The organism is Komagataeibacter sp. NFXK3 (assembly GCF_054182245.1).
Genome location: NZ_JAPIVJ010000009.1, coordinates 70,461 through 89,588, shown reverse-complemented (window position 1 = coordinate 89,588; position 19,128 = coordinate 70,461). Strand labels below are relative to the sequence as shown.

Sequence of the window (19,128 nt, the reverse complement as noted above, 5' to 3'; positions counted from 1 at the left end):
ATCTATCATCCCACCGTCATGCCGGCGTCTTTGGGGAGGGGCTTGATCAGCATGACCAGTGGCAGCATGGCCAGCAATGCGATGCCAAATATCCAGAACAGGTCGCTATAGGTCATGACCGTGGCCTGCCGGGTAATGAGCGCGCTGAGGCGGGCGAGGCCAAAATGCTGCACGAAGTCCTGCCCGGCCAGGGAGTTGGCGGTGACCGTTTCCTCCAGGCGGGCGGTGTGCAGGTCCAGCCTGCGGTCATGCAGGGTGGCGACCGCCGCCAGTCCGAACGAGCCGCCAAGGTTGCGCGCGGCGTTGAACAGGCCCGATGCATCCTCGGCATACTGTATGGGCACGGCGCTGGTCGCGGCCTGGTTGAGGAACAGTAGCGAGAAGAACTGCGCAAACCCGCGCACGATCTGTGACCAGAAGAAGTGCTCGCCTGCGCTGTCGGGCGAGAGATGGGCATTCATGAAACAGCTCACTACATACAGGAACATGCCAAAGCCGATGGCGAAGCGGATGTCGAGCTTGCGCACCAGAATGGGGAACACCGCCAGCATGAGCAGCGTGGGCACGCCACTGATGGCCGCGACCATGCCCGACTGCTCGGAATTGTAGTCCGGCACGGCGGCAAGGAACTGCGGTATGAGGTACAGGATGCCGTAAAGCGCGCCCCCCACACCCAGGCTGAGGATGAAAACGCCAAAAAAGCTCTTTTGCAGCAGTATTTTAAGGTGAATGACCGGCCGGGGCGAGCGGAACTGGCCAATGACCAGCAGCGCCATGCCAATCGCGCACATGACGCTGAGTTCACGGATCATGTCGGATTCAAACCAGCGTTCGCGCTGCCCTTCCTCCAGCACCACCGTCAGGCCGCCGAGGCCCATGATCAGGCCGGCCAGCCCGTAATAATCCGTCTCGCGGAAGGCGCCCCAGTCGATCTTGCCCGCGGGCAGCCCCACGAACAGCAGCACGCAAAGCCCGATGCTGATGGGCAGGTTGAGGAAGAAGGCGTAATGCCAGCTCAGGTTCTCGGTCAGCCAGCCGCCGATTACCGGCCCGATCACGGGGCCAAGCACGGCGGTCATGCCAAACAGCGCAATGCCCACAGGCCGCTGGGCGGGCGGCAGGCGGGTCGCCACGATGGTCATGGCGGTGGGGATCATGGCCCCACCCGTAAAGCCCTGGCCCACGCGGCCGATGATCATGTGCAGAAGGTTGGGCGACAGCCCGCACCACATGGAAAAGATGGTGAACAGCACGGCGGCGATGAGCAGGAAGTTGCGCAGCTTGAAAATGCGCTCGAACCAGCCCGCCAGCGGGATCATGACAATCTCGGCCACCAGATAGGCGGTGGTGACCCATGTGCCCTCGCTGCTGCTGGCCCCGATCTCGCCCTGGATGGTGGGCAATGCCGAGTTGACGATGGAGGTGTCAAGCGTTGCCATGAGCGCGCCGATGGTGCCCGCCGCAACCGCCAGCCACGCGGCGGCATCCGCCTTTTCGGGCGGGGCCTGTTCTTCAGCCGGGGCGGTGGTCATGGCCTGCCATCCGCCGCAGGCTCGACCAGCGTGTCGACCGCAGCGGTAACCGACAGGCCGGGCACCAGCACCGCGCGTTCGCTGCCTTCGGGCTGGATGCGGATGCGCACCGGCACGCGCTGCACCACCTTGGTGAAGTTGCCGGTGGCATTATCGGGCGGCAGCAGCGCGAACTGCGCGCCGGTGCCGGGGGCAAAGCTCTCGACCGTGCCCTTTATTTTCGCGCCGCCCAGCGCATCGACCGAGACTTCAACTGGCTGGCCGGGGCGCATGCGGCGGATCTGCGTTTCCTTGAAGTTGGCCACGAGGTAGAGGTCCTGCACCGGCACGATGGTCATCATGCGCGTGCCCACGGTGGCGTACTGCCCCACGCGGGCGGTCTTGTCGCCCACGCGGCCATCAATGGCGGCGCGGATGGTGGTGGCGTCAAGATCGACCTGGGCGGTGCGCTGCTGGGCAATGGCCTGCTCGATACGGGCCTGCGCCTGAAGGATCTCGGCGCTGTAGGTGGCAAGCTGGCGCTGGGCCGACTGCAGGCCAGCCGTCGTCTGCGCAAGCTGGGCATGGGCCTGTGCGCTGCTGTTGCGCAGCTGGTCGTAATGCTCGCTGGTTTCGGCGCCGGTGGCGGCAAGGGCACGATAGCGGGCCACCTCGCGGTCAGCAAAATCGGCCTGTGCCTGCGCTGCCTGCACGCGGGCCTGCGCCTGCGCGATCTGGGCATCCTGCGCGTCGATCTGGGCCTTGGTCTGGGTAATCGCGGCCTGTCCCTGATCGGCCAGCGCGCGGGCCTGCTCGAAACGCGCGCGCGGGTCGCGCTCATCAAGGCGCAGCAGGACCTGGCCCTTGCTCACCGTCTGGTTCTCGGCCACCAGCACTTCATTCACGAATCCCGCCACACGGGTGGACACCGTGACCTGATCGGCCTGCAGGTAGGCATCATTGGTGGACTGGATGAAGCGCCCATGCGTCCACCAATGCACCAGCCATACGGCAAAGGCGATGAGTGCCACGCCGCCAATACCGGCGAGCACCATCTTGCGGATGGTGGCCTTGTGCGGGTCTGCCGGTTTTTGGGGCGTGGCAGGCTGGCCTGCGGAGGAAGGGTCGGTCGGGGGGGTGTCAGGCATGCGCCACCATTTATGGAACGGGTCGGTACGGTTTTGTTAGGATGGACAATACGCTCCGGTCAAGCCACATAAAGCGCGGGGCCTGTGCCCTGACCGCCGCAGACCGGAAGTTTCACGATGTCGAACGCCATGACCCGACCGCGCCGCTCAGGCCGCCCCACGCCCGCAGATTCAGCCCAGCTTGACCGTTACCTGCTTGAAGTGGCGGGCAGCCTGTTCATTGCCCATGGCTATGCGGGTACCTCGATGGGGCAGATCGCGCGCGCGGCAGGGGCGAGCAAACAGACGCTGTATCATCGCTATGCCTCGAAGGAGGCGCTGTTCAAGGCGGTCATTACCCATTTATGCGCGCAGCTTCTGGAACACGATACGCAGGTTTCGCTGCGTGACCCGCTCCAGGCCCTGCATGCGGTCTGCCGGATGCTGCTCGACTTCATCATGCAGGAGGATGTGATCGCGACATACCGCATGATGATTGCCGATGGCTACCGCTACCCCGCCCTGATCGACCATGCGATGGATGAAATCGTCGCCCCCTTTCACCGCCGCATCATCAACCTGCTGCGCGCGGCGGGGGAGGCGGGACAGATCCCGCCCGGCCATGACACCGAACACACCGCCCGCCTGCTCACCGGCCTCATGACCGGCTGGGCCATACAGCAGCGCCTGCTCGGGCGTAACCCGCTGCCCGATACGGCCATGCGCGCGGCTTATGTTGATGATACGTGGCGGTTCTTCCTGCATGGGCTGGGCGTGCGGACAGCACCGTGAGCAGGCGCAGGGGCACTTCAGTGTATGTGTCCTGTCCTTGCTGGCGATGGGGTAGCGCGCCCTAGCCAAAGCGGAAGCCGGACAGGGCCTTGCCCATGACCGTATCACTGTAATCCCGCCTGCCAGGGTCATTTCCCGCGGCCCCTGCGGCAAAAACCAGTGGCAGCAGGTGCTCGGGCGTGGGGTGGCAGGTCCGCGCGCCGGGTGCCTGCGCCCAGTGGGTCAGGGCCTCGGCGCGGGTGGGGGGCGGGGATTCCACCGCCCGCGCCAGCCATGTATCGAACGCGCGCGACGGGGCATCGGATTGCGGGTCGCGCCCCATCAGGTGGCGCACGTTGTGATAGGTCATGCCGGTGCCCACGATCAGGATATTGCATGCCCGCAACGGCTGCAGGGCCGCCCCCATGTGCAGGGTATGCGCCGCGTTGCATTCACGCGGCAGCGAGAGTTCCACTATGGGAATATCCGCCTGCGGGAGGGCCAGCATGAAGGGAATGAACACCCCATGGTCAAACCCGCGCCCGGGATCGGCTTCGCCGGGCATGCCCGCATGGGCCAGCAGGTCGAGCACCTTTTGTGCCAGCGCGGGCGCGCCGGGGGCAGGGTATTGCAGGTGATAGGTATGGGGCGGAAAGCCCTCGTAATCATAGATCAGCGGCGGGTGCGCGGCGGCTGTCACCGTTGGCATGCCTGTCTGCCAGTGGCCGGACATGACCACGATGCCATCGGGCCGGGCAGGCAGGGTGGCAGCGAGCGTGCGCAGATAGGCGGCCATGTGGTCCCACGTATCGGGCCAGTCCATGAAAAAGCACGGGCCGCCGCCATGCGGCATGAACAGCACCGGCTGGCGGGGTGGGGATGGTTCCATGAGGGCGTTCTCCCGGTGGTCGGATCCTGACAGGATGCTGCCTGAAAATAACCTGTTCATGCAGAGATCGGGTAAACGTCCCTGCGGTATGCAGGTTCTCTCGACGGCAGGCTGCCCAGGGCGCGCCTCATGGTAGACAGGGCCGGGCAGGCAATGCCGGCCCTGTCACGGGGTTTTACTTCCCGCAGCTTTTTTCAAACTCGTTGTGCACGTCCTGCTCGTTGATCTTGATTTCCCCGCGATAGACCGACTGGGGCTTGAGGTCCACGCGCGCGCCGCCAACCGTGACGGTGGTATCGGAATTGATTTTCCACTCGCCCGAAGGCTCCTTGGACACGGACTTGCAGTAATCGGGGTGGCCCTGTGCGAAGGCCGGGGTGGCCAGCGCGATGGCTGTTACGGTTGCGAGAATGGAAGCAGAGCGGATCATCATGGTCTGTATTCCTCATTTATGTGCTGGTTATTGTCGATTCATCGACCTGATGAGTGTGCGCGGGTAAATGTGGCGAGCATTTGGCAACAAAAAGTTACAAAACCGCATATTCAGGAATAGGGCAGTACCGCTACCGCTCAGAATTTGATCTGGAAAAGCGACATGACGGCATGAAAATGCTCAGGCACCCTGCCGCCGCTCTCCTGCCCGTATTCATACTGCACGGTGGTGCGGATGATGGCGGTGGGCCACCAGTTCAGGCCCAGCGAGCCTGTCTGCTGGCTGCCGCCGTGCACGGTGGCGGAATCCAGATTGACCTCGGAATAGCGGGCCGCGACTTCCAGCACGCCATAGCCGTTGCACAATACATCCTGCCCCCGCGCGCATGTGGGGGAAGAAAAGGCGGCCGTGCGCCCTTTCCACTGGCGCGGCGTGCCATTGATCGTATAGGCCAACATGCCATACCAGCCATGAAAGTTCAGGTTCTGGCTGCCAGCGGTAGGGCTGGTGTCGAGCATGATGTCATAACCCTCGCCCTGAAACAGCAGCCTTTTCCACGCTATGGCGGCCTCCGCGCCAAAGGCTCCGGCGGATGTCGCGGCAAGGCGGCCGGTATTGAGGTATTTCGAGACCGTGCCGGTGTTGAGTTCAGGGTTGTCGGACAGCGCAATGGCCGGGGGGCTGTGTGTCATGGAAGCCGGGCGGAACACCCATTCCCCCGAAATGCCGGCATGCACCACCATGTCATGGCTGCGCACCGGCAGCCCCACCAGGCGGAAGGCCATGGCGCGCTGGTTGCCATCCTCGCCGGGGCCTGCGGTGCCAGCAGTGGCGGAAAGGGCGAAATGGTAGCGCCTGCCATAGGCCTCCGCCTGCACGGCCTGCCGTTCGATGCCCGTGGCGAGGTTGCGGGTAATGGTGGAAATGCTGGAGCGCTCGACAAAAACCGTATCGCCCTGCGCCTGCATGGATTCAAGGCCGAAGCTGGGTTTGAAGATACCGGCGGTAAACACGAAATGCTTCAGCCCCGTATAGGAGACCTGCCCCTCGAACAGCCGCATGGGGCCATTGGGGGCAGGCCCGAAATCCCATATCGCGCCAATTTCCACCTGGTCATGGATATTGACGCGCACACCGTTGCGCAGCCGCGCCCCGCGCGCGCCCGTGCCGGGATGGGCGGGGCCAGCCGAGACAAAGCCCCCCGTATCAAGCTGGTCGGTCGCGTAGGGCCGGATGGTAACGCCATGCAGCCTGACCACGGGCACGCTCTGGGCATGCAGGCTTGCTACCGGCGCAGCGACCGCCACGATTGCTACCGAGAGGGATGCCAGGCATCCGGTGTGCAGCCAACATGCCAAGGGTACGCGCTTTCTCCAGCCATAATCGATGTGGCGGGATAGTATGGCGGGCAGGGCAGGGTATCTATCAAAAAGTTGCGCAAACCGGCCGGGAGCGGGTGAAGATTACGTGATGGCGGCCCTGTCATTGACCACGCGCTCATCCATGGTGCTGGCCTGCTGGTGCTCGAGCGGGTGGTCACTGGCGCGCAGTACCCTGCCATGGCGTGTCGTGCCAAAACCCGGCACATAGCGGCCATCGGTCCACACAGGCTGGCCCGCGATCATGACATGGCGCACCACGCCGGTGGGGCGGTTGATGACCTGGCGGCAGCCAAATTCGGAGCGGTGCACGAATTCATAGGTGTCTTCCGGGTTCCACCGCCGCAGGGCCTCGGGGTCGATCACGCACAGGTCAGCCTGCGCGCCCACCCGCAGCCTGCCTGCGTTGAGGTTGAAGAAATCAGCCGGCAGCCCGGTCAGGCGGTGGATGGCGAGCGCCACCTTTTCCGGCCCGTCGGGCTGGGCGATCTTGAGGAAGCGCAAATTGCCATCATAAAAGGCGATATTGGCCAGATGCGCCCCGCTATCGTTGAATCCGGGCAGGGTCTGCTGGTTGAACAGCAGCTTTTTCAGCCGCGCGGGGTCGCGATTGGCGAAGGTTGTCTCCCACCGCAGGTCCGTATCCCACTGCCGCAGCAGGTGCAGGAGGAAGGTGGCGTCATCGCGCACGGGGTCGGGGAAGGTGGCGAAGAACGCGGCCTCCGCCGTATTGGCAGCGCCCTGGCGGCCCTTGGTGTGCTGCCAGCGCACAAGGCGCTCATAGGGGGCGAGCAGGGTCTCGCCCTGCCAGTTGGGCAGCGGGCATTCGGCCACTTTCATGTCGGCCAGGCTGCGGGTCAGCACGGTTTCTTCCTGTCGCATCAGGCGGCGCAGGCGGTCGAATGTCCAGCCCGATTTGCCCCTGAGCCACATCTCGCGAAAGCCCGCGATCCATTCCGGGTGGTTGAGAATGCGCGCCCGCCCCGCGCGGTCATCAAGCTCGAGTTCGTTCAGGGCGCGCAGTTGCGGTATTTCATCGGCAATGGGGTTGATTGCCCCATCGCTCCAGATCCGGAACGAGGCGGCCAGCACCTGAAAGCGGAACATGCCACCCAGCAGGCGGGAATTGAGCATGGCCGAGAGCATGAGGCACATCGAGACCGCGGCGCGGTTGGTCTGCAAATCAATCGCGGCCAGTACCGTGGTCCTGAGCGGGCGGCCAAACAGCCGTCCGCTGGTGAGCAGGAAGCTGCGCACGGCATCGATGATGTCATCCTTGGGCGGTGTCGCCTGCCACACGCGCCCGTAGCGGCGCACGACCCCGGTCAGCTGCCTGAGTTCGCGAAAGCTGGCATATTGCGTGGGGATCTTGCGCTTTTTGTGCGGGTCGTTTGCCAGGAAATGAAAGGGCAGGGCATCGGTTGAAAAACCGGCATAACCCTGCGCCATGCCCGCATCGACCAGGCGCTCCATGCGCGCGCGCTCACGCCTTGTCGGGCGGCGCGAGATGGAATCACGCAGGCCCATCACCTCGATGCGCAACATGGAATGCGGAATGAGCGGCACCACGTTGGGGCCAAGCTTCAGGCCGGAAAGGTGGTCGAGATAGCTTTGTGAATCCGTCCAGTCACACGCATCGGCCACTTTGGCCAGCACGGTCTTGGGCATGTTCTCCACGCGGGCGAAGCAGTCCACGATCGGGTCCTCGCCCTCGCGGCGCTGGTTGCCATAGGTCACGCCAATGGAGCAGTTGCCAATGACCACCGTAGTGGTGCCGTGGCGCACGACCTCGGGCAGGGCGGGGTCGAGTTCAAGCTCGAGGTCGAGATGGGTGTGAATGTCAAGCAGCCCCGGCATGAGCCACATGCCATTACAGTCGATCTCGGTCGTGTGGCTGTCGGCCACGAGCATATGGCCTATGGCGGAGATCCTGCCCGCTGATACGGCGATATCGGTTCGGGTGGGGCTTGCGCCCGTGCCATCGAAAAACAGCGCATTGCGGTAGATGGTGTCAGGCACGCAGGTCTCCAGGGGGGATAGTGGGCAGACAGCATGACGGGACAGTATTGCGGCGTATTGATGGCATTGCCCCGGCCCATGCCCCTGTTCCAACCGCCTGCAGGCCGCAGGGTTGCATGCGGCATTGCCCGTGTAAAACATCGCCCGGTGCTGCGCCGGGCTGTCAGGGCAGGCGCAATACAGGCTGTTCACGCGCAGGGCGGCCCGCTATGCACACGCCCTTGGCCGATGGGTATGGGGCAGGAAAATGATGGCGATGGATGTCAGGACAGGGCAGATGGATGGGGCAGGCGCATGCTGACACGGCTTTTTCCCGTATGGGCGGTGCTGGTTTCACTTGCAGCCGTGCTGGTGCCCGGTCCCTTCCTGCGCGTGACGCCTGCCATTACCCCGCTGCTGGCCTTCATTATGTTCACCATGGGGGTCACCCTCACGCCTGCCGATTTCGGCCGCATCGCGCGCAGGCCCGCGCCGGTGTTGGCGGGGGTGGGGCTGCATTACCTCGTCATGCCACTCGCGGCATGGGGTATTGCGCACATGCTGCGCATGCCGCCCATGATTGCCACGGGCATGGTGCTGGTGGGCTGTGTCTCGAGTGGCACGGCGTCGAATGTCATGATCTACCTTTCGCGCGGTGACGTGGCGCTTTCGGTCAGTATCAGCACGCTGTCCACGCTGGTGGGCATCATCGCCACCCCGCTGCTGACCCGGCTTTATGTCTCGGCGGGCGTGAGTGTGGATAGCTGGGGCCTGTTTCGCAGCATCATGGAGATGGTGGCCCTGCCGGTATGCGGCGGTGTTGCGGTCAATACGCTGTGCCCGCGCCTCATCCGCCGCATCTCGCCAGTATTGCCGCTGGTGGCCATGGTGTCGATCATGATCATTATTGGCAGCATCGTGGCTGGCGTGCGGCCCGCTCTGGCCAGTATCGGCCCCATCGTGCTGGTGGGCGTGATCATGCATAACGCCATCGGGCTTGCGGGCGGTTACTGGGGGGGCAGGCTGCTGGGGTTTGATGAATCCGTATGCCGCACGCTGGCGCTGGAGGTCGGCATGCAGAATTCGGGCCTGGCCGCCACACTGGGGCGGGTCTATTTCTCGCCGCTGGCGGCATTGCCTGGCGCGGTCTTTTCGGTGTGGCACAACATATCGGGCTCGGCGCTGGCGGCCCTGTGGGCCGGTCGGCCGCCCCGGCATGAAAACCCGCCAGAATAACGCTTTTCATTCTGGCCGCGACAGGGCGAGGCATGCCGCAACGCATGCCCCGTCCGTGCCGGGTGGTCAGGGCATGGGCGTCGTGTTTGGCGTGTGAAACAGCAGGAACAGCGCGATGATGAGGAGGATGACAGGCAAAAGCCCCAGCCCGTTGAACCCCGTACTTCGGGGGCCGCCGTACCAGCCGGAGCGATAGCCATACCCACCCCCGCCAATGGCGAAGATGATGAGTGCGATGATGAGAAGAGTCAGCATGGGATATACTCCGCAAAATGCCTGCTGACCCAACGTGGCCCCTTATGGATGGTTCCGCCCCGCCGCTGGGCGCGCTGGAGCGTTTTTCCGTTTTTTTCGTGCTTTATGGCTGTTGCGGCAGAAGCTCACACGACAGGGGTGGGCAGGGGCGTGCGGGCAAAGTGGGCGGCTAGGTTGGCCACCACCAGTTGGCCCATGGCCAGCCGGGTTTCGACCGTGGCGCTGGCGCGGTGGGGTTGCAGCACGGTGCGCGGCGATGTGCGCAGGGCCGCGGGCACGTCGGGTTCATGCGCAAACACATCCAGCCCCGCGCCGCCCAGCGTGCCCGCTGTCAGCGCGGCCACCAGTGCTGCTTCATCCACGATCGACCCCCGCGCAATGTTGATCAGCACGCCCTCTGGCCCAAGGGCCGCGAGCACGGCCGCATTGACCAGATTGCGCGACCCCGCGCCCCCTGATGCCGCGACAACCAGCGTATCCACCCCCCGTGCAAGCGTGAGCAGGTCCGGCACGAACGCGCAGCCCGGCAGGTTCTTGTCGCGGCGGTCGGTATAGGCAATGGCCATGCCAAAGGCCCGTGCCCGTGCGGCAATGGCCTGGCCCACATGCCCCATGCCAAAAATGCCCATGCGGCGGCCCGATACCCTGTGGCCCAGCGGCGGAGCCGGATCATGGCCCCATGCGCCCGCGCGCACGTAGCGATCAGAGTCAGGCAGGCCGCGCAGCAGCGACAGCAGCAGCCCCATGGCCATGTCGGCCACGTCATCGGTCAGCACGCCCGGCGTGGTGGTGACCCGGATGCCCCGCCTGCGGGCTTCCTCCAGGTCGACCGCATCGGTGCCGATGCCGTTGATGGCGATGATTTCCAGCGCAGGCAGGCTGTCCATCAACGCGCGGGGCACGCCCGTGCCGCCGCCGGTGGCAATGCCGCGTATGCGCCCCGCAACATCCGCGGGCACCCCGGCAGGCCCCGGCCTGTGCACGACATAGGCCGCCTCGAGCTGTTTCTCGATGGGGGGCATCATGGGTTCAAGCAGCAGGATTTCGGGTTTCATGGTCATGTCTCCCGCAGGGTCAGGCCAGGTGGGCACGCACCGTGCCGATGGAGGGAAAGCTTGCGCGCACATCAGTGTCATGCACCACGAACATCGTGCCGGTTGTCGAGCCGGTCGTAACCAGGCACCCCGCCTCGATGCCCAGCCCGCGGCGCGCGGCATGGTTGGCCAGCCACACCAGCAGGCGCAGCGGGTCGCCCGCGCTGTTGCCGCCCACATGCTCGACCACCGTGCGCCCGTTTATGGTCAGGCTGACCGGCTCGCCAGTGGGGTTGACGCCGCGCCAGCCCGCAAGGCCGGGGCCCACGATCAGCGCGCCGTGGCTCTGGTGGTCGGCGGTGTGGAGCAGCTTGTGCTGCGAGCCGGGTTTTTCAAACCGCGTATCCACAATCTCGATCATGGGGTGGATCGTGCCGATGGCCGCCATCACTTCATCAGCCGTCCATTCCGCCTTCCGTGCCGGGAGGGGCTTGGCAAAGCGGTAGCCGATTTCGGCTTCCACGCCCAGGTGGCGGCAGACATGGGCAGGCACGGTATCGCCATCCTCAAAGATCGTGGCGGCATGGATGGGCGCGGCAAACGGCTCGGAATGCGGGGTTTCCGCGCCGACCTTCCACCCCCGTACCGGCCCGAGATGCAGCCCCACCGCATCCTGCACCGCATAGGCATCGGCCAGGGTGCGCGGGGCCAGCGCTTCGTGCACGCTGGCAAGTGGATCGGTTTTGTGCTGCCTTACCGCAAGGAACAGCTCGGCCAGACTGGTCGGGGCAGAAGTGGGCATGGGGTCTCTTTTCCGGGTCGCCATTCATGATTGTAACCCGCATGGTGGCATATCGCCCCGGGCAAGGCCATACATGCCCCCGCCATGCCGCAGGCGCGGGCTGTGGCCCGGTTTGCGGGGGCAAAACGGGCAGGGAGGGATGAAATCAGGCCACGGGTGCGCGCCGCAATATTCATATTTGCACCGTAAAATCAGCGTTATGGGCAATAATAATAAAATGCGGCATGCGGGCATTTGGTGTATTGCGATGCAGGAAGTGCATGGTAGCCTCCGGCCCACACCCCACTGCCGGTTTTTGTGGAACCGGCGCATCAGGAAGTGGAACGCAATGCCCAACCCGTTCTCGACATTCAGTTCCCTGTCGGCGCAATCCCGTTCAGCCGAGGTAAAGGCCGCCCTGGCGGAGCGTGCCAGGATCATGCAGCTATGCGATGCCAGCGGGCAGGCTGTCGTTACCCCTGCCGCGTGCGGCAACCTGCCCCATGCCCAGCGCTGCGCCATCGCCATCCGCATTGCGCGGGCCAATGGCAGTGAAGAACTGGCCACGATCTACACCACCCTGCTCGCCACCATGCAGGCCCCCCCGCAGGTCGCGGCCATTGCGGATGGCGCGGAGGCTGCGGATGCGCGCGGAGCGGCGATCCTGTCCTATGTCGATACGGTAACGCTCACGCCTGCAAAGGCCAGCCGCGCGCATGTTGATGCCCTGCTGGGCGCGGGCCTGACCGACAGTGATGTGGTCAGCCTGGCCGAACTGGTGGCGTGCATCAATTTCCAGGCCCGCGTGCTGGCCGGCGTCCGTCTGGTCGAGGAGACATTCGCATGAAGCCCGTCACCCGTTTTACCACCGACACGCTTGACTGGGAGCCCTACATCACCCCGGTGGATTATGACACGGCCACCCCCGCCCAGCGCGAGGCCCTGCAGGAGACCCCATCGCACCGCAAGATCTCGAAATACACGCTCACGCTGGCGCATGACCCCGAGAGCCTGAAATACCGCTCGCCGCTGTTCAACCAGATCATGTACGGCAAGGATGGCCTGCCACGCGCGGAGCGTGAACTCGCGGCGGTGGCGACATCGGTGGTGAACCACTGCATTTACTGCGGCTCGGTCCATGCCGCGCGTTATATCGAGCTGACAAAAAGGCCCGAGGTGATGGACGCGATCTTTACCGATGGCGTGGCAGCCGAAATGGATGAATATTCGCAGGGCCTGTTCGACTTTGCGGTCGCCCTTTCCAAAACGCCCATTGCCGCGACACAGGCTGATATGAACCATGTGCGCGATCTGGGCTTCAACGCGCTTCAGGCGCTCGACCTTGTGCTGGCCAGTGCCATTTTTGGCTGGGCCAACCGGCTGATGCACACGCTGGGGCAGGCGGTAGAACCCGCAAAAGACTGAAAAAGCGGATGAAAGTTTTTGGGCGCCGCCTTTTTGCAAAAAGGCGGCGTTCCCTGAAGCTTTAAAAAACTTCCCCAAAAACATTATCATATGTCCGACCCTACGGGAGCGGATAATGGCAGGCGACTTCATGGCCGGGGCGCAGGGCGCGCAGGGCGGGTTCCTCCACGCCACACCGCGCCTGCGCGTGCGGGCAGCGTGTGTGAAACCGGCAGCCCGCAGGCCGGTTGACCGGGCTGGGCACATCGCCACGCAGCAGCATGGGTGGCGGTGCGCCCACCACGGGGCGCGGCACGGCGGCGGTCAGGGCGGCGGTGTAGGGGTGGGCGGGCGCATGCAGCACGTCATCCGTCTCGCCACATTCAACAATCGCGCCAAGATACATGACCGCGACGCGGGTGGCGATCTGCCGCACCACCGCCAGGTCATGCGCCACGAACACATAGGTCAGCCCCAGCTGCTCGCGCAGGTCGGCAAACAGGTTGACGATCTGGGCCTGGACCGACACATCAAGCGCCGAGACCGGCTCATCCGCCACCACCAGCCGGGGCGAGAGCGCAAGCGCGCGGGCGATGTTGATGCGCTGGCGCTGCCCGCCCGAGAAAGCATGCGGATACCGCGCAAGCGCTGCGGCAGGCAGGCCAACGAGCGCCATGAGTTCGTGCAGCCGCGCGGTGATCGTTGCCACCGTGCGTTTGCGCCCGTCAGGCGCAGGGTGCACGCGCAGCGGCTCGGCCAGCAGGTCGCCAATGCGGCGGCGCGGGTTGAGGGCGGCGGTGGAGTTCTGGAACACCATCTGCATATGCGGCCGCAGCGGGCGCAGCTTTCGTTCGCTCAGGGTGGTGATGTCTCGCCCTTCAAACAGTACCTGCCCTGACGAGACATCATCAAGCCGCAGCATGCACCGCCCGAGCGTGGACTTGCCGCAGCCTGACTCGCCCACCAGCCCCAGTATTTCGCCGGGCATGACGCGCAGCGATATGCCATCAACCGCCCTGAGGCTTTGCCCACGGGGCAGGCGGTACGTCCTGCGCACGTCGCGCAGTTCCAGAACGGGGGCAGGGTGGCTCATGGCTGTACGGCCTGTGCGGTGGCGCGGGGCGGCAGGGGCGTGCCCTCGGCGGGCAGCACGCAGGCCGCAACCTGTTCCGCCCCGATGCGGGCCAGCGCTGGGGGTGCCTGTAGGCAGGTGGCATGCACATGTGCGCAGCGTGGGCCAAAGGCGCAGCCCGCGGGCCGCTCCTGTGGCGTGGGGGGCACGCCCGCAATGGCGGGCAGGCGGTGCGGGCGCGGGCCGTAAAGCGGGGGGATGGAGTCCAGTAATGCTGCGGTATAAGGGTGCGCAGGCCGGGCGAACAGGGTGGCGGTCGGCCCGCTTTCCGCCATGCGGCCGGAATAGAGCACGAGCGTGCGCGAACAGGTCTGGGCCACCACGCCCATGTCATGCGTGATGAGCAGCACGGAGGAGCCATGGCTGTGGCGCAGGCCGCGCAGCAGGTCAAGGATCTGGGCCTGCACGGTGACATCAAGGGCGGTGGTCGGCTCATCGGCAATGAGCAATGTGGGGTTGCATGAAAGCGCCATGGCGATCATGGCGCGCTGGCGCAACCCGCCCGAGAGCTGGTGCGGGTAGCGCTGCGCCGTGCGGGCGGGGTCAGGCACGCCCATCTCGGCCAGCAGTTGCACCGTGCGTGCCCGCGCGGCCCGGCGCGAGAGGCGCTCATGCGCGCGGATCTGCTCATCAATCTGCCAGCCAATGGTATAGACCGGGGTGAACGCCGTCATGGGGTCCTGGAAGATCATGGCGATGTCACGCCCGCGCAAGGCCCGCAGGGCGCGCGGGGCCATGCCCACCAGTTCCTGCCCGCGAAAGCGCGCCGAGCCACGGACCTGCACCCCGGGGCTGTCGATCAGCCCCATCAGCGCCATGGCCGTGACCGACTTGCCCGAGCCCGATTCACCCACCAGCCCCACGATTTCGGATTCATCCACGCAAAAGGACACGTTCTCGACCAGCGGGAGCATGCCGCCATTGGCGGGCACGCTCACGCACAGGTTGCGCACATCGAGCAGGGGCATGCGATCAGCGGGCATCACGCACCCTCGGGTCAAGGAGTAAATACACCATGTCCACCACCGCATTGGTCACCACCACGAAAATGGCGGAATACATGACCGTGGCCATGATGACCGGCAGGTCGAGATTGGTGAGCGCCCGATAGGTCAGCCGCCCCACGCCGGGCAGGCCGAACACCACTTCGGTCAGCAGCGCGCCACCGCCCACAAGCTGCGCGAAATCCAGCCCGAACAGCGAGACGAACGTGACCAGCGCCGTACGCAGCCCGTGGCGCAGCATGACCCGCATGGGCGAAAGCCCCTTGGCGCGGGCGGTGCGCATGAAGTCCTCGCCCGCAAGGGCTACGAGATCGGCCCGCAGCACCCGGCTGTAAATGCCGATGAACATCACCGCCAGCACGACCCACGGAATGACCAGCGCGCGGAACCACCCGCCGGGGTCTTCGCTGAACGGCACGTAGCCCAGCCCCGGCACCCATGAGAACAGCCATGTGTCGTGATAGCGGCTCTGCGTGATCAGGTTGGTGACCTGCCCCAGCCAGAACACGGGTATGGAAATGCCTACCAGCCCCGCCAGCATGAGCGTGCGGTCCACCCACGTATCCCTGAAGGCCGCGGCCAGCGTGCCCATGATGATGGACACACTGACCCAGATGAACGCTGCCCCGCACACAAGGCAGGCCGTGACCGGGGCGGCCTGCAGGATCTGGGGCACCACCAGTTCGCCCCGGTCGGCGTAGGAGGCGAGATCGCGGGTAATGAACAGCTTTTTCATCATGGTCATGTACTGCACCGGCAGGGCGCGGTCGAAGCCGTATTCACGGCGCACTTTTTCCATGATCTGTGGCGAGGCATTGCGGCCTGCAATGCGTGCGGTCGGGTCTGCGCCCGGCGTTGCGAAAAACACCGCGAATACCAGCACCGACACGCCAAACAGCACGAGCAGCGTCTGGCCCAGGCGGCGCAGCAGGGCAGGGATCATCGTGCGCCCTCGCGCCCGTCAAGCGCATCGCGCAGGCCATCGGCCACGATATTGAGCGCCAGCACCACCGCCACGATGGCCAGCCCCGGCACGACTGCCACAAGCGGGCGGGTATAGATCAGGCCCTCGCCATCCTGAATGATGGTGCCCCATGAGGCCTGTGGTGCCTGCACGCCCAGCGAGAGGAAGGACAGCGCGCTCTCCGCCAGCAGGGCCAGCGCCATGAGCAGCGGGCCGAGCGTTACCAGCGTGGTGCTGATGTTGGGCATGATATCAAGCACCATGATGCGCCACCCCGGCACGCCAAGGCTGCGCGCGGCGGTGACGAATTCCGCCTGCCGCAGCGCCAGCACCCGCCCGCGTATGGGCCGGGCGGCATAGGGCACGTAGACCAGCGCTATGATGAAGATGGGAATGAGCAGGCTGTCCGCCCCCAGCACGAACGGACCGAGATGGATTTTCTGGCTGACCATGACAATGGAGAGTGAAATGGCAAACAGATAGACCGGCACCGCCCACATGATGTCCATGATGCGCGACAGGACCGCATCGACCACCCCGCCGCAAAAACCGGCCACGATGCCCGCAAGTGTTGCCGCCACAAGGCACAGCACGGCGGCACAGGCCGAAATGAGCAGGGAGTTGCGCCCGCCATAGAGCAGGCGGGCGGCAAGGTCGCGGCCCTGGCTGTCAGCACCCAGCAGGTAGGCGGCGTGCCCCGTGGGGCCTATGGGGCTGAGGCCGAGATGCAGCGGGTTGTCATTGGGCTGCATGATGTCCACCTCGTGGCCACCCAGCACGATGCTGCCCGCTACATTTGAGGCGAACGGATCGCTATGGGCCACGTCATGGGCATAGAAGGGTGCCAGCAGGCAGGCGCAGGTAATGAACGCCAGCGCGCCCAGCGCGCCCATGGCCGACCTGTTGCGCCCGAACGCGCGCACGGCCTGCCGCCACGGGCCGGATGGAAGGGAGGGGGAAGGCGAAGGCATGGTTGGTGGCGCACCCCGATGGCTTGCAGGACTGGGTTTGGGCAGGCAACGGACCTGAACAGATGGCTACCATAACCCGGCTTGCCCTCCATGCGGGAGTGCCTGCGGCCATTTTATGTCACGATCACGCAATGGCCTTGCAGCGGGGCGGTCTGCATCACGCGGCATGAACGGGATGTTCAGGCGAGGCGACGGCGCATTTCCGTGCTGAATTGCTGCATGGCGTGCAGGTCTGTCTGCCAGATAGAAACCTTTTGTCCGTATTCATCCGCAAATTCCATATCTTTCAGATCAATGTGGAAATAGAGAATGTCATTCAGGAAATACTGATCGGGAAAAATGATTTTATTTTTAATATAAACTGTCCCATCAATTGTGGAGCAGGGCCAGGACATACAGAAATTGGCCCTGTCGGGGTCATGAACATTCACCAGAAAATGCGATTTCCCGTTTGCCAGCACTCTTTGCGCTGCCGCAAGCCATTGTTCCTGATACTGGCGTGCATTGAAAAACGTATTGTTGGAGAAGAAATTCCCAATTTTTATGGTGCCATCATATCCTGTTATCGTGAAACCGACCCTGATAACAAAACGGTTTCTGCTTGATTGATAGGAACAGGCCATGACGGAACTGCTACCATGCCCGTGCTGTAAATCACTGGAAATTTCAGCATATGAAGGATACGAAATCTGTCCCGTCTGTCATTGGGAAGATGATCCCGTGCAGTCAGCAGACCCGGACTATTCAGGCGGGGCCAATAAACTCAGCCTGAACCAGGCAAGGACCTGTCATCGGGCTGAATCATAGATTTAACTTTTCAGACTTCGCAACAGGCGATGACAGCGCGGGTTTTTTCCACAAAATCAGGCGATTCATCATTTATCCGCCTGCATGTGACAAATACTGATTCCTTGATGTTTTTGGAGGACAGACTGAGCTGCGACAGGAGTATTTTCTTAGTGTCTGACCGAAAATGAGTTGAGTGATTTCAGCGGGTTATGATTCATGGGTTTGCGATAACCTGATGAGATCAAGATGGCCTGGACTGAAATCACCCGAGCGCAGTATCAAAGGGACGACCTGGAGTATGCAAGCGACCTTCGCGATGCGGAGTGGGCGCTGATTGCGCCTTTGATGCCCGAGAGGAAACGACTGGGGAGACCACGACGTACGGATTTGCGCCGGGTCATGGAGGCGATCCTCTATATCGTCACTACGGGTTGCCAGTGGCGACAATTGCCTCGTAACTTTCCCGCTTTCACGACCGTGCAGGGCTATTTCTACCGTTGGATCCGCGAGGGACGATGGGAAGCCATGAACCATATTCTCGTGATCCTGTCGCGTGAGCAGGACGGGCGAGACGCCACGCCTTCAGTGGGCATTATCGACAGCCAGTCGGTTAAAACCGCTGAAAATGGCGGCCCACGCGGTTATGACGCGGGCAAGAAGATCAAGGGACGCAAGCGACATATCGCGACCGACACGCTGGGTCATGTCGTGGCGGCTGTTGTACATCCCGCCGACATTCAGGATCGTGATGGTGCGCCGCTGGTAGCGGTCAGGATACGCTCATTGTTTCCCTGGCTTCGCCATCTGATCGGTGACGGGGGATATGCTGGCGAGAAGTTGCGTGGTGCGCTGGCTGAACTCGGCCGATGGACGATCGAGATCGTCAAACGTAGCGATCGGGCCGAAGGCTTCGTCGTCCTGCCCAAACGCTGGATCGTGGAGCGTAGCTTTGCATGGCTCGGACGTTGCCGTCGCCTCACGAAGGATGTCGAGGCAACAATCTCGTCATCCCACGCGTGGTTGATGATTGCCCATATCCGCAGAGTTCTGCGAAAAATCAATCAAACCGCTTTCTGATTCAGGCTCTTACACTTCTGGTTATTTATCAATCTTATCAACAGCAAGACAGACCATTCAGGAGAAATTTTTATTAATTCAGGAAAGAATTCCAGAAGTTTATTTATGTAAACATGATTATCCTGATCTTCCGCGGCCTTGAGGATCAGAAAGCTGGCTTCATCTCTTTCGTCTTTATCTGAAAGTAGCCCCAACATATCGGGAATGAAATCAGGAACAGCGGCAAAATTCTTATGAAGTTGCGTAACCAGTTGATCTACGGCCAATGTATCCGGATGATTCACTTCAAGCTGCTTTTTTAACGCACCGAGAACTGATCTGTAAGTTTCGTCCATATCATCATTTCTGTGAAAATTGCTGGCAAAAGACTTTG

Annotated in this window: 21 protein-coding genes; 6 read left to right on the top strand and 15 right to left on the bottom strand. The window is 63.4% G+C overall.

Going from position 1 to position 19,128, the window contains the following annotated elements; all coding sequences use genetic code 11:
- Window positions 1–5: 5 nt before the first annotated feature.
- On the bottom strand, window positions 6–1,532 hold the full coding sequence (locus OQZ28_RS11240) for a DHA2 family efflux MFS transporter permease subunit (protein WP_458136165.1): 1,527 nt from the start codon (window positions 1,530–1,532) through the stop codon (window positions 6–8).
- Window positions 1,529–2,659, bottom strand: a complete 1,131-nt coding sequence (locus tag OQZ28_RS11235; protein WP_458136164.1) for an HlyD family secretion protein — start codon at window positions 2,657–2,659, stop codon at window positions 1,529–1,531. The genes OQZ28_RS11240 and OQZ28_RS11235 overlap by 4 nt, the downstream gene beginning before the upstream one ends.
- Before the next feature lie 117 nt (window positions 2,660–2,776).
- Here OQZ28_RS11235 and OQZ28_RS11230 point away from each other — a divergent pair, with 117 nt between their 5' ends.
- Complete coding sequence (locus tag OQZ28_RS11230; protein WP_130731618.1) at window positions 2,777–3,430, top strand: TetR/AcrR family transcriptional regulator; 654 nt, start codon at window positions 2,777–2,779, stop codon at window positions 3,428–3,430.
- A gap of 61 nt (window positions 3,431–3,491) precedes the next feature.
- Here the strand turns inward: OQZ28_RS11230 and OQZ28_RS11225 are convergent, their stop codons facing one another.
- The 4 genes from OQZ28_RS11225 to OQZ28_RS11210 all read right to left on the bottom strand — a co-directional run bounded on the left by OQZ28_RS11225 (window position 3,492) and on the right by OQZ28_RS11210 (window position 8,129).
- On the bottom strand, window positions 3,492–4,298 hold the full coding sequence (locus tag OQZ28_RS11225; protein ID WP_458136163.1) for a DODA-type extradiol aromatic ring-opening family dioxygenase: 807 nt from the start codon (window positions 4,296–4,298) through the stop codon (window positions 3,492–3,494).
- Window positions 4,299–4,473: 175 nt separating this feature from the next.
- Window positions 4,474–4,731 (bottom strand): hypothetical protein, encoded by a 258-nt coding sequence (locus OQZ28_RS11220; RefSeq protein WP_458136162.1) that lies wholly within the window; start codon window positions 4,729–4,731, stop codon window positions 4,474–4,476.
- 137 nt (window positions 4,732–4,868) lie between these two features.
- A complete protein-coding gene (locus tag OQZ28_RS11215; RefSeq protein WP_458136219.1) occupies window positions 4,869–6,038 on the bottom strand; it encodes an OprO/OprP family phosphate-selective porin in 1,170 nt (389 codons plus the stop codon).
- 156 nt (window positions 6,039–6,194) lie between these two features.
- Entirely contained in the window at window positions 6,195–8,129 is a 1,935-nt protein-coding gene (locus OQZ28_RS11210) for an N-acyl-D-amino-acid deacylase family protein (protein WP_458136161.1), read from the bottom strand.
- A 294-nt stretch (window positions 8,130–8,423) separates the two neighbouring features.
- Between OQZ28_RS11210 and panS the strand changes: the two genes are divergently transcribed.
- A complete protein-coding gene (panS, locus tag OQZ28_RS11205) occupies window positions 8,424–9,344 on the top strand; it encodes a ketopantoate/pantoate/pantothenate transporter PanS (RefSeq protein WP_458136160.1) in 921 nt (306 codons plus the stop codon).
- A gap of 66 nt (window positions 9,345–9,410) precedes the next feature.
- Here the strand turns inward: panS and OQZ28_RS11200 are convergent, their stop codons facing one another.
- From OQZ28_RS11200 to OQZ28_RS11190, 3 genes are all read right to left on the bottom strand, one after another.
- Window positions 9,411–9,599 (bottom strand): hypothetical protein, encoded by a 189-nt coding sequence (locus OQZ28_RS11200; RefSeq protein WP_130731614.1) that lies wholly within the window; start codon window positions 9,597–9,599, stop codon window positions 9,411–9,413.
- Between the two features lie 125 nt (window positions 9,600–9,724).
- A complete protein-coding gene (locus tag OQZ28_RS11195) occupies window positions 9,725–10,654 on the bottom strand; it encodes a 2-hydroxyacid dehydrogenase (protein WP_130731613.1) in 930 nt (309 codons plus the stop codon).
- Between the two features lie 19 nt (window positions 10,655–10,673).
- The gene (locus tag OQZ28_RS11190) at window positions 10,674–11,435 is read right to left on the bottom strand and encodes a 2-keto-4-pentenoate hydratase (RefSeq protein ID WP_458136159.1); all 762 of its coding nucleotides are present in this window, start codon (window positions 11,433–11,435) and stop codon (window positions 10,674–10,676) included.
- A 328-nt stretch (window positions 11,436–11,763) separates the two neighbouring features.
- Here OQZ28_RS11190 and OQZ28_RS11185 point away from each other — a divergent pair, with 328 nt between their 5' ends.
- Together OQZ28_RS11185 and OQZ28_RS11180 are read left to right on the top strand one after the other, a co-directional pair.
- Window positions 11,764–12,261, top strand: a complete 498-nt coding sequence (locus tag OQZ28_RS11185) for a hypothetical protein (protein ID WP_130731611.1) — start codon at window positions 11,764–11,766, stop codon at window positions 12,259–12,261.
- Complete coding sequence (locus tag OQZ28_RS11180) at window positions 12,258–12,839, top strand: peroxidase-related enzyme (protein ID WP_458136158.1); 582 nt, start codon at window positions 12,258–12,260, stop codon at window positions 12,837–12,839. Before OQZ28_RS11185 ends, OQZ28_RS11180 begins: the two co-directional genes overlap by 4 nt.
- 100 nt (window positions 12,840–12,939) lie before the next feature.
- Here the strand turns inward: OQZ28_RS11180 and OQZ28_RS11175 are convergent, their stop codons facing one another.
- From OQZ28_RS11175 to OQZ28_RS11155, 5 genes are all read right to left on the bottom strand, one after another.
- Window positions 12,940–13,911, bottom strand: coding sequence for an ABC transporter ATP-binding protein (locus tag OQZ28_RS11175; RefSeq protein ID WP_458136157.1), 972 nt, complete (start codon window positions 13,909–13,911; stop codon window positions 12,940–12,942).
- Window positions 13,908–14,933, bottom strand: a complete 1,026-nt coding sequence (locus OQZ28_RS11170) for an ABC transporter ATP-binding protein (RefSeq protein WP_458136156.1) — start codon at window positions 14,931–14,933, stop codon at window positions 13,908–13,910. Before OQZ28_RS11170 ends, OQZ28_RS11175 begins: the two co-directional genes overlap by 4 nt.
- Entirely contained in the window at window positions 14,923–15,897 is a 975-nt protein-coding gene (locus tag OQZ28_RS11165; RefSeq protein ID WP_458136155.1) for an ABC transporter permease, read from the bottom strand. The genes OQZ28_RS11170 and OQZ28_RS11165 overlap by 11 nt, the downstream gene beginning before the upstream one ends.
- Window positions 15,894–16,889 (bottom strand): ABC transporter permease, encoded by a 996-nt coding sequence (locus tag OQZ28_RS11160; protein WP_458136154.1) that lies wholly within the window; start codon window positions 16,887–16,889, stop codon window positions 15,894–15,896. Before OQZ28_RS11160 ends, OQZ28_RS11165 begins: the two co-directional genes overlap by 4 nt.
- A 179-nt stretch (window positions 16,890–17,068) precedes the next feature.
- A complete protein-coding gene (locus OQZ28_RS11155; protein WP_458136153.1) occupies window positions 17,069–17,512 on the bottom strand; it encodes a hypothetical protein in 444 nt (147 codons plus the stop codon).
- On the opposite strand from OQZ28_RS11155, the gene OQZ28_RS11150 reads away from it, so the two are divergent.
- On the top strand, window positions 17,511–17,696 hold the full coding sequence (locus tag OQZ28_RS11150; protein WP_458136152.1) for a CPCC family cysteine-rich protein: 186 nt from the start codon (window positions 17,511–17,513) through the stop codon (window positions 17,694–17,696). The two genes, OQZ28_RS11155 and OQZ28_RS11150, sit on opposite strands and share 2 nt — an antisense overlap.
- Before the next feature lie 228 nt (window positions 17,697–17,924).
- Window positions 17,925–18,755, top strand: coding sequence for an IS5 family transposase (locus OQZ28_RS11145; protein ID WP_034927665.1), 831 nt, complete (start codon window positions 17,925–17,927; stop codon window positions 18,753–18,755).
- On the opposite strand, the gene OQZ28_RS11140 is transcribed toward OQZ28_RS11145, so the two are convergent.
- Window positions 18,740–19,090, bottom strand: a complete 351-nt coding sequence (locus OQZ28_RS11140) for an Imm30 family immunity protein (protein WP_458136151.1) — start codon at window positions 19,088–19,090, stop codon at window positions 18,740–18,742. The genes OQZ28_RS11145 and OQZ28_RS11140 overlap by 16 nt on opposite strands.
- Window positions 19,091–19,128: the final 38 nt, after the last annotated feature.